The following is a 13,431-nucleotide window of genomic DNA, read 5'->3' on the forward strand; positions in this document are numbered from 1 at the left end:
AACCCAAAGCATCTTCATGCCGCGAGAGGGACGATATGAGCAAGCCTGCCAAGACCGAAGCCGAACTCATCGCCATGGCACGGGCCGAATTGAAGGCCCATGTCGATGGCCCGGACAGCTTCGCCATCTTGATCGTCCGTCACGGCGACAGCTGGAAGTTCCGCGCCGCCGCCGATCAGGCGACATGGGACAAGCCGGGCTTCCCCGAAAGCGTCGCCATGCTGGTCCAGATCGGCGACCACCTCAGCGAGCAGTATGACTTGAAGGGGCAGGGGCGGGTCCTAAGGCCATCAATTGCTGTGCTCAGGCGTGCCGGTAGCGGAAAGCTGTCTCAGAATGCCGATGAGCCTTTCCAGATCTTCAGCGCCAATATCGGTACCGAGATCGCCATGTATGAGCCGATTGCGCTTTTCTGAGAGCAGCCTCATTTGGTCGGCGTCGGTAGGGGTCAATAGCCCCTCTTGACCTAGAACTTCGACGAGGCGGCTAGGCGTCTGCGGACGGTCGAAGCGACCTTCGACCGACGCCCTGCCTTCGGCCTCGAACGTTGCCCATGCAAGCAAGAAGGCGGCACGCAAGGCGTCTATGTCGCGCAGCCTTTCGATCTCACTCAGAGCACCTTCGATTGCCTGACGCGACTGCACCGGAAGCGTTGTACCCAAAGATGTGGGGGCAACAAACAGCACCTTCAACTCCCACTCTCGCTGTTGAGCGAAGCGAGCGGCAACGTCTTTCAGACGTTCGCTCTGTCGCGTCGATGGTCTAGCGACCTCAAGAACGATTTTCTTTCCGTTTCCAGTTGCGACAGCATCGGGAACGAAGTCTCCGAGAAAGTCAGGAACCAGTGGAGCGCGGGGATGCACGAATACGTCGTATCCCTCCGACTCTAAGCGTGCGATCTCCCTCTGTAAAACCTGCTCCTCACTCCCAGATTCGGTCATCGCAGTTCCTCGAAGGGATCGTTGGATACCCTTACATATAGTAAAAACTCTAAGGGAAACTCGATTTCCATCCAGCGAACCCGCGCCCACGCCACGATGTTACCGAGGCGTGCGCCGGTGTCAATTTCACTTAGGGGTAGAAGGAGCCGCGGCCTATCTGGGTTTGCGCCTCACCCCCCGTAGCTCTGCACCAGACTTCCCGCCACCAGCGACCAGCCGTCGACCAGCACGAAGAAGATCAGCTTGAAAGGCAGCGAGATCGTCGCCGGCGGCAGCATCATCATGCCCATCGACATCAGTACCGAGGCGACGACGAGATCGATGATCAGGAAGGGCAGGAACAAGAGGAAGCCGATCTCGAAGGCGCGCTTCAGCTCGGAGATCATGAAGGCGGGGACGAGAATGCGTAAGGCGAGATCGTCGGGCGTGGCTGGCGGTGCCTCGCCGGAGAGATCCAGAAACAGCTTGAGGTCCTTCTCGCGCACGTTCTTCTGCATGAAGCCGCGCAAGGGGACGGAGGCGCGCTGGAGCGCATCCTCGACGCCGATCTGGCTGGCGACGAGCGGACGGATGCCCTCGTCGTAGGACTTTTGCAGCACCGGTCCCATCACGAAGAAGGTGAGGAACATCGCCAGCGCAATGATCACCGAGTTCGGCGGCGCAGTCGCGGTGCCCATCGCGGTGCGCAACAGTGACAGCACCACCACGATGCGCGTGAACGACGTCATCATGATCAGGATCGACGGCGCGATCGACAGCACCGTGAGCAGCGCGATCAGCTGGATCGCGCGTTCGGTGACGCCGCCGCCAGCGCCGCCGCCAAGATTGATGCTGATGTCCTGGGCATGCGCCGGCATCGCGAGCGAGGCCGCGCTGAACAGGACAGAAAGGAAAAGAACTCTACGCGGGAGGGCCGGCAATTTCACGAAGACGGCTTCGGACGGCCGAGCAGGGAGGCCATCTCGTCTTCGAGATTTTCAAAGCTGGTCTTTTCCGCGGCCGGCTTTGCAGGCGGGGCCGGCGGCGCCGGCGGCTCGTTGCGTGCGGCGCGCGGGGGAGCGGGCGGCGGTTCCGGTGCAACCGGAGGCGCGACCGTTTCGCCGGCCGGGCGGCGCAGCGCAGCCTCCAACCGCTGCGCCATCTCGGCGAGGTTCTGCTCGGCGCTCGAGGGCGTAGCGGCAGGTGCCGTCGGCGGAACGGCCGGAGCCTGCGGCACGGGCGGAGGAGGCGGTGGTGCAGCGGCGCGCTCGGCGCGCACGGGCGGCATCTTCGTCGGCTCGTTCCCGCGCGGCGGGCGCGGCATCAGCGGCGGCTCGCCGCGGGGGATGCGCGGCGGCAGCGGCTCGGGCCGTGGTTCGCGATCCGGACGTGGCGCGACCGGCTCGGGCGTAAAGCCCCCCAGGGGCGGCTCGCTGCGGCGCTCGGCCAGTGCAGGAGCAGGCCGGCGCACCTCGTCGGCGAAGGATGGGCGCGCGGGCCGCGGCGGCGGCTCGGGCATTTGCGGCTCGGGATGATCGAGCAGTTCGGGGCGCGGTGCTTCATCCGCCCAGCCGCCGGCATCGGGCATGGGGGCGAGGCGCGGCGGTTCGGCGGCGCTCGGACGTTGCAGGAGCTGGTCGCGGCTGGGCGCGGCGCGAACGATATTGGGCTCGACCACGATGTCCGTGGGGCCGCCGATCATCAGCAGGTGCTCGACATTGTCACGCCGGACCAGCACCAGACGGCGGCGGCCATCGACCGCGGCTGCGTCGATCACGGCGAGGCGGGGCATCCGGCCGCGCTGTGTGTTGGCGCCCAGCCGGCTGCTGCCGAATCGACGAACCAGCCATGCAGCGACGCCGATCAACGCCAGAACGACGATGAACGCGACGATGAAGGTGATAGGGCTGCCTTGCATACTTGTCCCCGACAAATGGCGCTTTTCTCGTGCCGATGGTCAGATTCGCCAACCACGGCGGACGATGCCCCAAACTGCGATTAGTTAACGTTCCACGGCAAGTTTTGCCGTCCCCAACTCTTAATAACCCATGAATCGCCCGATCCAAAACGACTTCTTGCCCAGTCCATGCGCCGCCAAACGGTTGGGTTAATGCCACTTTTCGGGGCGTAGAATCACGGGTCCGCAAGATCGTGCCTCGCTTGGGGACATGCGTCACGAGCGTCCTTAACCAGCTGTTAACCATACAGGCGGCAAATTCTGCCTAGCTTCGGACCTCAAGGTCCGCAAGGGGCGGAAGGAGCCGCGACGATGTCCATCAACGACCTCCCGGTGCTGTCGGCGCTTCGTACCAAGATGCAGTGGCACCAGGAGCGCCAGCGCGTCCTGGCCGAGAACGTCTCCAACTCCGATACGCCCAAGTTCCGGCCGCGCGACCTGGTCGAGCCGAAGCTCGACAAGACCGGCGCCGTAACGGGCTCGATGGGCCCCCTGGCGCTGACCGTCACCAGCGCCTCGCACATGAAACCATCAGGCGCGGCCTCGGGCTTCGACCAGAACAAGAATGCCGGCTTCGAGACGCGCCCTGCGGGAAACGCCGTCAATCTCGAGGAGGAGATGATGAAGGCCGCCAGCAACCAGATGGACTACGCGGCGGCGACCTCGCTCTATTCGAAGAGCCTGCATCTGCTCAAGACAGCGATTGGCAAGGGCTAGCGCATGATCCGGGAACAGCAGAGCTAGCGGAGGCAGATCATGGCGAATGACAGCAGCGACTTTGCCCGCTCGATGGCGATCGCGACCTCCGGCCTGCGTGCGCAGGCCGGGCGCATGCGGGTGATCTCGGAAAACATCGCGAACGCGGATTCGACGGCGCAGACCGCCGGCGGCGATCCCTATCGGCGCAAGGTTCCGACCTTCTCCTCCGCGCTCGACCGCACGCTCGACGCGCAGGTCGTCACGCTCGGCAGAATCAAGCCCGACCAGTCCGCCTTCCGCGTCAAATACGAGCCGAACAACCCTGCGGCGGATGCGGGCGGCAACGTCAAGTATCCCAACGTGAACTCGGTGGTCGAGATGACCGACATGCGCGACGCGCAGCGGTCCTACGAGGCCAATCTGAACATCATCAGTGCGACGCGCCGGATGATCCAGCGCACGCTCGACATCCTCAAGAGCTGAACAGGACACCTTAAGCCATGGCATCACCGACAATCGCCGCCAATGCTTACGCCAATCTCGCCCGCGTGCTGGAGAACAGCGGCGCCGGCAAGGGCAGCGAGCCGAGTGGGCAATCCTTTGCTTCGCTGCTGAAGGACGCCGTCGGCAGCGTCATGGAGTCCGGCCGCAAATCCGACGCGCAGACGGTGGCGATGGCAGCCGGCAAGGCCAATGTGATGGACGTGGTGACGGCGGTCGCAGACACCGACGTCGCGGTGTCCACGCTGGTCTCGGTCCGCGACCGCGTGATCGCAGCCTATGAAGACATCATGAAGATGCCGATCTGATTTTTCGCGCTGGCGCTCGCCCCAGGCGTCATCGCGAGCGCAGCGAAGCAATCCAGAATCTTTCCGCGGTGGCAGTCTGGATTGCTTCGCTTCGCTCGCAATGACGAGGAGGGAGCGTTCGTTTCTCGCCGTGGTGGCGGGATGAAGATTGAACAAGGAATTCTGACCATGACCGGACCCGAGACCCTCGACGTCGCACGCGATGCGATCTGGACCATCGTGATCGTGTCCTCGCCGCTGATGGTGGTCGGTCTCGTGGTCGGCGTCGTCGTGTCGCTGTTCCAGGCGCTGACGCAGATCCAGGAGCAGACGCTGATCTACGTGCCGAAGATCCTGGCCATCTTCGCCACGATGCTGTTGGCGCTGCCATTCATGGCCGACTCGCTCCACGCCCACATGCTGCGGATCTCGTCGCGAATCATCGGCGGCTGAGGCACAATGCGTGAACTATGCGCATCGACGTCTCGCTGCTGCCGGCGCTCGCCGCTTCCTTCATGCTCGCCTTCGCCCGGGTCGGCGCAATGGTGATGCTGCTGCCCGGCCTCGGCGAGACCAACATCCCGACGCGGATCAAGCTCTCGATCGCGCTGCTGCTCACGCTGATCATCCTGCCGCTGCATCGCAATGCCTATCATGTCGACATGGGGTCGCTGGCGCCGCTGCTGGTGCTGATGCTGCATGAGATCGCGATCGGTATCGTGCTGGGGGCGACCGCGCGCGTGACGTTGTCGGCGCTCCAGGTTGCGGGATCGGTGATCGCGCAGCAGATGGGGCTCGGCTTCGTCACTTCGGTCGATCCGACGCAGGGACAGCAGGGCGTGCTGGTGGGCAACTTCCTGACCATGCTGGGGGTGACGCTGCTGTTCGCGACCGACAGCCACCATCTGGTGATCGCCGCACTGAACGACAGCTATACGATCTTCTCGCCGGGCGAGACCGTATCGAGCGGCGACGTCGCCTCGCTGGCAACGCGCGCCTTCGCGGCCGCCTTTCGCCTCGGCCTGCAGCTCTCGGGACCGTTTCTGGTGTTCGGCCTCGTCTTCAACATCGGGCTCGGTGTGCTGGCGCGGCTGATGCCGCAGATGCAGGTCTATTTCGTCGGCGTGCCGCTGTCGATCTTCGCAGGCTTCCTGGTGCTCGCCGTGGTGCTCACCGCGATGATGGGCACCTTTCTCGACTATTTCATCGGTGTCATGCACCAGATGATGCCGCTCAAGTGACAGGGGTCGATCGATGGCGGACGACAACGATCCCGAAAGTCAAACAGAAGACCCGACGCAAAAGCGCCTCGACGATGCGCTCGAACGCGGCGACGTCGCCAAGAGCCAGGAGATCAACACCTGGTTCATGATGGCGGGCGGCACACTCGTCGTCTCGACCTTCTCGGGCTCGGTCGGCAGCGGGCTGCTGACACCGATGCGCAACCTGCTCGCCAATTCCTGGATGATCAAGACCGACGGGAAGGCCCTGCTCGCGCTGACCCAGCAGATCGAGTTCGCCGTCCTTGCCGCGATCGGCGTGCCCCTGTTGATGCTGGTGCTGGCGGCCATTGCCGGCAACATGCTGCAGCACCGTCTGGTGTGGTCGGCCGAGTCCCTCAAACCCAAATTCAGCAAGATTTCGCCCGGCGCCGGCTTCAAGCGCATCTTCGGCAAGCAGGCGGCCGCCAATTTTCTCAAAGGCATCGGCAAGCTGGTCGCCCTCAGCGTGGTCATGACCATGATCCTGTGGCCGGAGCGGCATCGCATGGAGGCGATGGTCAGGCTCGATCCGGCGGCCATGCTCGGCGCCAGCACCAGCATGACCATTCATCTGCTCGGCGCGGTGGTCGCGGCGCTCGCGATCGTCGCCATCGCCGACTATTTCTTCCAGTACCGCAGCTGGTTCCAGCGGCAGAAGATGTCGCTTCAGGAGATCAAGGAGGAGTTCAAGCAGTCCGAAGGCGACCCGCACATCAAGGGCAAGATCAGGCAGCTGCGGCAGCAGCGCGCCAAGAAGCGCATGATGGCGGCGGTTCCCAAGGCGTCCGTGATCATCACCAACCCGACCCACTATTCGGTGGCGCTGTCCTACGAGCGCGGCATGACCGCGCCGATCTGCGTCGCCAAGGGCGTCGACAACCTCGCCTTCAAGATCCGGGAGATCGCGCGCGAACACGACATTCCGATCGTCGAGAACGTGGCGCTGGCGCGCGCGCTCTACGCCACGGTCGACATCGACCAGGAAATCCCGACCGAGCACTATCATGCCGTCGCCGAAGTCATCGGCTATGTCATGCGGCTGAAGCGCGGATTCGGCGGCGGGCGGGGGTAAAAGACCCGAAAAGTACCGGAAATGGCCGTAATCTGGGAATCAGCGTACCTTTCGCCCCTGCTGCCCTTGCACCTCAGGGTCCGATTCAGGCAGGGAGGACCCCACGCGCCCCGTGACGCGTTGATTCTCTGCCGACAGGCTGCGCCAGCTCGAGATGACTGCTGAGACCGACCATGACCTCACACGCGAGCCCGTTGCGACGCAAGAGCCGTCGCCGCGCTCGGGCAGCATCGCGTTGGTGCTGCTGGTGGCCGCAGGCCTCGTCGCGGTCGCCGTCGGGCTGATGACGCTCGGGCGCGCGCAGGCGCAGCCCTATATCCTCGGCATCCTCGCCGTGCTGGCGATGGTCGGCCTGTTCAACCTGTTCGCCTTTGCCGCCGGCATCATCCGCTTCGCCGACCGTAATCTCGACGACCCGATCATCGCCCGCATCTCCGATCACGCATTTGACGGGCTCGCCGTCACCGACGCGCGCGGACACGTGGTCTATTCCAACGCGGCCTATCTGACGCTGACCGGCGCCAGCGGCCCGCAGGACGTGCGGCCCGTGGAGCGCGTCTTCATCGGCAACCCCGACGTCTCCGAAGCCGTGTTCCGCCTGCTCAAGGCCGCCCGCGAGGGCAAGCGCCAGCAGGAAGAGGTACGCATCTCCGGCCACGACGGCAGCCAGGGCCGCTGGCTGCGCATGCGCGTGCGCCCCCTCGGCACCGGCAAGCGCGAGGCGAAATATGCGGTGTGGTCGATCGCCGACATCACCCGCGACCGCGAGCGCCAGGAGGACGTGTTCCAGGAGCTGCAGCACGCGATCGAATATCTCGATCACGCGCCGTGCGGCTTCTTCTCGGTCAATCCGGCCGGCGAGCTCGCCTACGTCAATGCGACGCTGGCGAACTGGCTCGACTACGACCTCGCCGAGATCGGCTCGGGCGGATTGAAGTTGACCGACATCGTCTCCGGCGACGGCGCCTCACTGCTGACCTCGATCGTGGCGGTGCCGGGCGAGGTGAAGACCGAGGTGTTCGACATCGACCTGCGCATGCGCACCGGCAAGACCATGCCGGTGCGCCTCTATCACAAGCTCGCCTTCGGCGCCGACGGCGCGCCGGGGCCGTCGCGCACGCTCGTGATCAGCCGCGCCCGCGACGAGCGCAGCGATCCCGACCGCGCCGCCGAAGTCCGCTTCATGCGCTTCTTCGACCATACGCCGATGGCGATCGCGACCGTCGACCGCGCCGGCAACGTCGTGCGCGCCAACGCGCGCTACGCCAAGCTCGGTCAGGCGCTGGGGCTGGACAGCGCCTCGAAGTCGATCTTCCGCGCGGTCAATTCGCGCGACCGGCACCTCTTGATCGCGGCCATCAACCAGGCCGCGGAAGGCCAGGCCGACATCGCGCCGGTCGAGGTGGCGCTGGAGGGGACCAAGGAGCGCTGGGGCCAGTTCTTCGTCACGCCGGTGGATGCCGCCGAGAACGAGGCGGAAGCCGCCATCGTGCACATGCTCGAGACCACCGAGCGGCGCGCGTTGGAGAACCAGATCAACCAGTCCCAGAAGATGGAGACGGTCGGCCAGCTCGCCGGCGGCATCGCCCACGACTTCAACAACGTGCTGTCCGCCATCATGATGGCGAACGACTTCCTGCTGAACGCGCATAAGCCGACCGACCCGTCGTTCCAGGACATCATGCAGATCAAGCAGAACGCGACGCGGGCCGCGACCTTGGTGCGGCAGCTGCTGGCATTCTCGCGGCGGCAGACGCTGCGGCCGCAGGTGCTCGATCTCGGCGACGCGCTTTCCGATCTCACCATGCTGCTGCGCCGGCTGATCGGCGAGAAGGTCAAGCTCGACCTCGTCCATGGCCGCGACCTCTGGCCGGTGAAGGTCGACGTCTCCCAATTCGAGCAGGTGATCGTCAACCTCGCGGTGAACGCGCGCGACGCCATGCCCGATGGCGGCAAGCTGATCATCCGCACCGCCAACGTCACCACCGACGACGCAGGCAAGCTCGCCTACAAGGGCATGCCGGCTGCGGACTATGTCCGAATCGAGGTCGCCGACACCGGCACCGGCATTCCCGCCGACATCCGCGATAAGATCTTCGAGCCGTTCTTCTCGACGAAGGAAGTGGGTAAAGGCACCGGCCTCGGGCTCTCCACCGTCTACGGCATCGTCAAGCAGACCGGCGGCTTCATCTACGTCGATTCCGAGCCGGGGCAGGGCACCTCGTTCCACATCTTCCTGCCGCGCCATGTCGCCGAACCGGAGGTGCAGGTCGAGCAGCCCGCGGCTGTGGCCAGCACGACCAATGGTGCCGCGAAGGAAGCAGCGCCTGCGGCGACGGAGGCCAAGCCGCGCACCGATCTCACCGGGCAAGGCACCATCCTGCTGGTCGAGGACGAAGAGGGCCTGCGCGCCTTGAACGCCCGCGGCCTGCGCTCGCGCGGCTACACCGTGGTCGAGGCCGAGAACGGCGTCGAGGCCATGGAGGTGCTGGAGGAGCAGAGCGGGGCGATCGATCTCGTCGTCTCCGACGTCGTCATGCCCGAGATGGACGGCCCGACGCTGCTGAAGGCGATGCGGGAAAAGAACCCCGACATCAAGTTCATCTTCGTCTCCGGCTATGCCGAAGACGCCTTCGAGAAGAGCCTGCCCGAAGGCCAGCAGTTCGACTTCCTGCCCAAGCCCTTCACACTGAGCCAGCTCGTGGCGGCGGTGAAGGAGACGATGACGAAGCAGGGGTGAGGCGAGGGGCGGCGCGCCGCTTCCGCATTCTCAGTCATTGCGAGCACAGCGCAGCAATCCAGAATCGTTCCGCGGTGGCAGTCTGGATTTGCTTCGTCGCTAGGGCTCCTCGCAATGACGTGGCGAGAGAGCCACGCCTCCAATGACGAGGAAAAAGCGGAATTCCGGCCGTATAGCCGCCGGTATCCCTCGACCACGTTCCCTCGCACCCCCGGCCAAACCCCCGCGAAATATGGGCTTTTGCCACATCCCCGCGACTGAGGGCCGCAGCCATAAGTTCCGAAACCGGCTTCACTTTTCGGGAAGTCTGCCCATCTTAGGCGCACGTCCCCATGCCGGGGATTTGGGAAACGCACATGACTTTCTCGCTACGCTCCCGCAATCTCTTCAAGATGATCGCCATCGTGCTGGCGCTTGCGCTGCCGACCGCGCTGGCGATCTCGTCCGCCGACGCGCGCGTCGGTGGCGGCATGTCGTCGGGTTCGCGCGGTTCGCGCACCTATTCGGCACCGCCGTCGACCACGACCGCACCGGGCTCGACCTCGCAGTTCAACCGCACCTACACCCAGCCGGGTGCGGGCATGAATTCGGCTGCTTCCGCGCCGGCGCGCGGCGGCCTGTTCGGCCGCGGCGGCGGCTTCCTGGGCGGCCTTGCGGCCGGCTTCCTCGGTGCCGGCCTGCTCGGCATGCTGTTCGGCGGCGGCCTGTTCGGTGGCCTCGGCGGCCTGTCCTCGATCCTCGGCCTGATCATCCAGATCGCGCTGGTGGTGCTCGTGGTGCGGCTGGCAATGTCCTGGTGGCAGCGTCGTCACGCCCCGCGGGCGGCCTATGCCAATGCTGACGCCGGCGCAGCGCCCGGACCGCAGACGAACTATCGCAGCGGCCTCGCCGGTGGCCTTGGCGGCTTCGGGTTCGGCGCCAACAACGCCCCGCTCGAGATCAAGCCGGATGATTACGAGGCGTTCGAGCGCCTGCTCGGCGAGATCCAGACCGCCTGGTCGAACGAGGATGTGGCCAAGCTGCACACGCTCGCGACGCCGGAAATGGTCTCGTATTTCGAGCAGGATCTTGCGCAGAACCGCGCGCGCAACGTCGTCAACAAGGTCACCAACGTGAAATTGTTGCAGGGCGACCTCGCGGAAGCCTGGCGCGAAAGCGAGACCGACTACGCCACGGTGGCGCTGCGCTTCGCACTCACCGACAAGACGATCGACCGCAACACCGGCGCGATCGTTGCTGGCAGCGAGCAGCCGGGCGAGGCGACCGAGATCTGGACCTTCGCCCGCCGGCCGGGCACCGGCTGGGAATTGTCGGCGATCCAGCAAACCAACTGATCGCAAGCGATCTAGCAAGGAGGGGCGTCGTGCTCAGGCACGGCGCCCTTTTCATTGGAGGCCACCACTCTCGCCCGCGTCGGCTGCGTGCTAGATTGGTCCGTCGCTCCACGCTCACGGACCACTTCCATGAAATACGAGCTCTACTACTGGCCTGAGATTCAGGGCCGCGGCGAATATGTGCGGTTGGCGCTGGAGGAGGCGGGGGCCGCTTACGTCGACGTCGCGCGCGGCCCGCGCGGAACGGCTGCGATGATGAAGATGATGGATGCGCAGAAGGGCACGCCGCCTTTCGCGCCGCCGTTCTTGAAAGCGGGCAAGCTCGTCATCGGGCAGACCGCCAACATCCTGCTCTATCTCGGCGCCCGCCATGGGCTTGCGCCGAAGACGGAAGCCGGCAGGCTCTGGGTGCACCAGCTTCAGCTCACCATCACCGATCTCGTCGTCGAGATCCACGACACCCATCATCCGCTCGGGCCCTCGCTCTATTATGAGGATCAGAAGGCGCCGGCGAAGAAGCGCACGGCCGAGTTCTGGGGCGAGCGCGTGCCGAAATATCTCGGCTATTTCGAGCAGCTTCTCGCCGGGGGCGGCGGCACCTATGTCACCGGTCGCCGCCTGACCTACGTCGACCTCTCGCTATTCCAGATCGTCGATGGACTGCGCTATGCCTTCCCCAAGCGCATGAAGGCGTTCGAATCCGATGTCCCAGGTCTTGTGGGTCTGCACGACCGCATTGCCGCGCGGCCGAACATCAAGGCCTATCTCGAAAGCGAGCGCCGCATTCCCTTCAACGAGCAGGGCATCTTCCGGCGCTATCGCGAGCTGGATCATTAGCCGCTTTCGTGCGGACCATGAGGTGCGCTCACCAGACGCCGGGGATGAGGCGATAGTGCACCCGCGCCGCATAATCGGTGTAGCCCGGCAGGCCCTCGCGCAGCGTGCGCTCCTCGATCAGGATGCGGACGGCGAGCAAGGCGATGAAGAGCGGCATCATCGCAAGTCCCCACCACGAGCCCAGCAGCAGCGGCAGGCCGGCGAAGAACAGGACCATGCCGCTGTACATGGGATGGCGGACACAGGCGTAGGGACCGGTCGAGATCACGCGCTGCGCGCGGTCGGCTTGCAGCTTCACCACGGGCGCGGCGAACGAGTTCTCGCGGAAGACCCACATGGTGAACAGCGCGCAGAGCAGGAACAGCAGGAAGCCGAGAATCAGCAAGGCAAGCGGCATCTCGGATGCGAGCGAACGCCGGTCCAGCCCCATCACGATCAGCCAGGCCAGCATCGCCACGATGAACGCGGTGATGAAGGCCTTGTCGGCCGGAGGCTGATCCCTCTGGATGACCGGACGCAGACGCTCCGCCAGCAATGCCGGATCCAGCCGGTAGAGCCACCAGCCGCAAAGCGGACCGAGCAGGGCGGAGGTAACGAGGAACGCCCACGCCGAAGGCCAATCCATCGTGCCGGCGGCCCCGAACAACAGCGCGCCCATCGCGATGGTGAAGATCGTGTTCTGCAGCAAGAGACGTGCGATCATGCGCGGCTCCCAAGGCTCGGGCGCGCATGATATTGGTCCAGCTATCCGGCAAAGATGCGGCCGAGACGCGCGCAACGGCCGATCGACCGGATCGGGCGCTTCGGCTTTGGCAAGCCTGATCAGGCGAGTTGACCGATCCGCGTGCCCTGACCCGGCGGCAGCGGCGCGGGCGGCTGCGGCTTAAAGGTCGGATCCTCGTCCTTGACCTTGGTCTGATCGTCCTGCTGCTTGGTCGTGTCGTAGCTCGGCACCACAATCGCGATCGGCGGCGGTGCAACGGTGGAAACCTTCATCCGCAAATCCTCACACATGAATACAATCGAGCGTGTCCTGCGAGGAGCGAAATTTCCTTCAAGGCAATCGTTAAAATGCAAGGGATCGGGCATGGGATCCGTTTTGCTTCCGCAAGCATACGATCGGAGAGGACAACGGCTCTCTCCTCGTCATTGCGAGCGAAGCGAAGCAATCCAGAGTCCCTCGGCGGAAAGATTCTGGATTGCTTCGCTGCGCTCGCAATGACCGAGTGTGTGGCGGCCGGCGAGGCGATGCCTCGCGTCGCGAGCGCGTGACCGAAGAGAAGGCGAGTGTCCTATTCGTCCTTGCCGCGCGTGATGGCGATGGACGCCTCCGTCTTGGTGCGCGTGCATTCCATGTTGAGTCGCCGATAGCGCAGGTTGATCTTGTCGCCGCGCAATAGGCCCATCCGCTTCAGGCAGCGCGTCGCGCCCGTCGTGGTGTCGTCCTTGGTCACGGTGAAGACGATCGCCGCCATCGATCCGACCAGCGCATAGAACTCCGGCTTCGGCTTGCGATCACTCTTGGCATAGAGCTCGATCGAATACTTGTCGCCACGGCAGCCCACCGACAGCTCCTTGGCGGCCGGGTGCGAAAGATAGACGATGTTGGCGGCGCGGAAATTCACCTTGAGGCGGTCGATCTGGTTCGCCAGCTCCTTGGCGCTGTCGTCACAGCGATCGGCGTGCGCAGGCGAGGAGAGGGTCGCAAGACCGGTGATGGCGGCGGCGACCAGGATCGCGCCGCGGACGTTCAGTTTCAAAATCATGATGAAAAGCCCCTTAGGGCGCGCATTCAAGCGTCGGCGGACGCGAAGCGCAAGGG

General features: G+C 64.8%; 15 protein-coding genes and 1 pseudogene. 10 read left to right on the forward strand and 6 right to left on the reverse strand.

The genetic code is table 11. From position 1 onward, the window contains the following. Positions 1-35: 35 nt before the first annotated feature. Positions 36-269, forward strand: a pseudogene (locus BRAD3257_RS14770) (hypothetical protein); the annotation flags it as partial. A gap of 21 nt (positions 270-290) precedes the next feature. On the opposite strand, the gene BRAD3257_RS42235 reads toward BRAD3257_RS14770, so the two are convergent. The 3 genes from BRAD3257_RS42235 to BRAD3257_RS14785 form a co-directional block, all read right to left on the reverse strand. Beyond that, positions 291-941 (reverse strand): hypothetical protein, encoded by a 651-nt coding sequence (locus tag BRAD3257_RS42235; RefSeq protein WP_160118815.1) that lies wholly within the window; start codon positions 939-941, stop codon positions 291-293. A 170-nt stretch (positions 942-1,111) separates the two neighbouring features. Continuing rightward, positions 1,112-1,867 carry a flagellar type III secretion system pore protein FliP gene (gene fliP, locus BRAD3257_RS14780; RefSeq protein ID WP_122402434.1) on the reverse strand — a complete coding sequence of 252 codons (756 nt, stop codon included), beginning with the start codon at positions 1,865-1,867 and terminating at the stop codon, positions 1,112-1,114. Continuing rightward, on the reverse strand, positions 1,864-2,838 hold the full coding sequence (locus BRAD3257_RS14785; RefSeq protein ID WP_122402435.1) for a flagellar biosynthetic protein FliO: 975 nt from the start codon (positions 2,836-2,838) through the stop codon (positions 1,864-1,866). The genes fliP and BRAD3257_RS14785 overlap by 4 nt, the downstream gene beginning before the upstream one ends. A 351-nt stretch (positions 2,839-3,189) precedes the next feature. Here BRAD3257_RS14785 and flgB point away from each other — a divergent pair, with 351 nt between their 5' ends. From flgB to BRAD3257_RS14830, 9 genes are all read left to right on the forward strand, one after another. Further along, entirely contained in the window at positions 3,190-3,594 is a 405-nt protein-coding gene (gene flgB / locus BRAD3257_RS14790) for a flagellar basal body rod protein FlgB (protein ID WP_122402436.1), read from the forward strand. Between the two features lie 39 nt (positions 3,595-3,633). Then, complete coding sequence (gene flgC, locus BRAD3257_RS14795) at positions 3,634-4,059, forward strand: flagellar basal body rod protein FlgC (RefSeq protein ID WP_122402437.1); 426 nt, start codon at positions 3,634-3,636, stop codon at positions 4,057-4,059. 17 nt (positions 4,060-4,076) lie between these two features. After that, on the forward strand, positions 4,077-4,385 hold the full coding sequence (fliE, locus tag BRAD3257_RS14800) for a flagellar hook-basal body complex protein FliE (RefSeq protein ID WP_122402438.1): 309 nt from the start codon (positions 4,077-4,079) through the stop codon (positions 4,383-4,385). 168 nt (positions 4,386-4,553) lie between these two features. Further along, a complete protein-coding gene (gene fliQ, locus BRAD3257_RS14805; protein ID WP_060736542.1) occupies positions 4,554-4,817 on the forward strand; it encodes a flagellar biosynthesis protein FliQ in 264 nt (87 codons plus the stop codon). 17 nt (positions 4,818-4,834) lie between these two features. Then, on the forward strand, positions 4,835-5,605 hold the full coding sequence (fliR, locus tag BRAD3257_RS14810) for a flagellar biosynthetic protein FliR (protein ID WP_122402439.1): 771 nt from the start codon (positions 4,835-4,837) through the stop codon (positions 5,603-5,605). A 13-nt stretch (positions 5,606-5,618) separates the two neighbouring features. Next, complete coding sequence (gene flhB / locus BRAD3257_RS14815) at positions 5,619-6,698, forward strand: flagellar biosynthesis protein FlhB (protein WP_122402440.1); 1,080 nt, start codon at positions 5,619-5,621, stop codon at positions 6,696-6,698. A 154-nt stretch (positions 6,699-6,852) separates the two neighbouring features. Next, positions 6,853-9,438, forward strand: coding sequence for a cell cycle histidine kinase CckA (gene cckA / locus BRAD3257_RS14820; RefSeq protein ID WP_122402441.1), 2,586 nt, complete (start codon positions 6,853-6,855; stop codon positions 9,436-9,438). Between the two features lie 332 nt (positions 9,439-9,770). Continuing rightward, positions 9,771-10,772: a Tim44 domain-containing protein gene (locus BRAD3257_RS14825; protein WP_122402442.1), complete on the forward strand. Its 1,002-nt coding sequence runs from the start codon at positions 9,771-9,773 to the stop codon at positions 10,770-10,772. A 129-nt stretch (positions 10,773-10,901) separates the two neighbouring features. Next, a complete protein-coding gene (locus BRAD3257_RS14830) occupies positions 10,902-11,609 on the forward strand; it encodes a glutathione S-transferase (RefSeq protein WP_122402443.1) in 708 nt (235 codons plus the stop codon). A gap of 28 nt (positions 11,610-11,637) precedes the next feature. Here BRAD3257_RS14830 and BRAD3257_RS14835 read toward each other — a convergent pair whose 3' ends face one another. The 3 genes from BRAD3257_RS14835 to BRAD3257_RS14845 form a co-directional block, all read right to left on the reverse strand. Next, complete coding sequence (locus BRAD3257_RS14835) at positions 11,638-12,312, reverse strand: methyltransferase family protein (RefSeq protein WP_122402444.1); 675 nt, start codon at positions 12,310-12,312, stop codon at positions 11,638-11,640. A gap of 119 nt (positions 12,313-12,431) precedes the next feature. After that, on the reverse strand, positions 12,432-12,605 hold the full coding sequence (locus tag BRAD3257_RS40290) for a hypothetical protein (RefSeq protein WP_174221570.1): 174 nt from the start codon (positions 12,603-12,605) through the stop codon (positions 12,432-12,434). A 296-nt stretch (positions 12,606-12,901) separates the two neighbouring features. Further along, entirely contained in the window at positions 12,902-13,375 is a 474-nt protein-coding gene (locus BRAD3257_RS14845) for a hypothetical protein (protein ID WP_122402446.1), read from the reverse strand. Positions 13,376-13,431 lie beyond the last annotated feature (56 nt).

It is taken from the genome of Bradyrhizobium vignae (assembly GCF_900324035.1).
Taxonomy (GTDB): Bacteria; Pseudomonadota; Alphaproteobacteria; order Rhizobiales; family Xanthobacteraceae; genus Bradyrhizobium; species Bradyrhizobium vignae.

Bases quoted from the DNA above. Each gene is read 5' to 3' on its own strand.
- BRAD3257_RS42235 (WP_160118815.1), bottom strand. From the start codon at position 941: ATGACCGAATCTGGGAGTGAGGAGCAGGTTTTACAGAGGGAGATCGCA.
- BRAD3257_RS14785 (WP_122402435.1), bottom strand. From the start codon at position 2,838: ATGCAAGGCAGCCCTATCACCTTCATCGTCGCGTTCATCGTCGTTCTG.
- flgB (WP_122402436.1), top strand. From the start codon at position 3,190: ATGTCCATCAACGACCTCCCGGTGCTGTCGGCGCTTCGTACCAAGATG.
- flgC (WP_122402437.1), top strand. From the start codon at position 3,634: ATGGCGAATGACAGCAGCGACTTTGCCCGCTCGATGGCGATCGCGACC.
- fliE (WP_122402438.1), top strand. From the start codon at position 4,077: ATGGCATCACCGACAATCGCCGCCAATGCTTACGCCAATCTCGCCCGC.
- fliQ (WP_060736542.1), top strand. From the start codon at position 4,554: ATGACCGGACCCGAGACCCTCGACGTCGCACGCGATGCGATCTGGACC.
- fliR (WP_122402439.1), top strand. From the start codon at position 4,835: ATGCGCATCGACGTCTCGCTGCTGCCGGCGCTCGCCGCTTCCTTCATG.
- flhB (WP_122402440.1), top strand. From the start codon at position 5,619: ATGGCGGACGACAACGATCCCGAAAGTCAAACAGAAGACCCGACGCAA.
- cckA (WP_122402441.1), top strand. From the start codon at position 6,853: ATGACTGCTGAGACCGACCATGACCTCACACGCGAGCCCGTTGCGACG.
- BRAD3257_RS14825 (WP_122402442.1), top strand. From the start codon at position 9,771: ATGCCGGGGATTTGGGAAACGCACATGACTTTCTCGCTACGCTCCCGC.
- BRAD3257_RS14830 (WP_122402443.1), top strand. From the start codon at position 10,902: ATGAAATACGAGCTCTACTACTGGCCTGAGATTCAGGGCCGCGGCGAA.
- BRAD3257_RS14835 (WP_122402444.1), bottom strand. From the start codon at position 12,312: ATGATCGCACGTCTCTTGCTGCAGAACACGATCTTCACCATCGCGATG.
- BRAD3257_RS40290 (WP_174221570.1), bottom strand. From the start codon at position 12,605: ATGAAGGTTTCCACCGTTGCACCGCCGCCGATCGCGATTGTGGTGCCG.
- BRAD3257_RS14845 (WP_122402446.1), bottom strand. From the start codon at position 13,375: ATGATTTTGAAACTGAACGTCCGCGGCGCGATCCTGGTCGCCGCCGCC.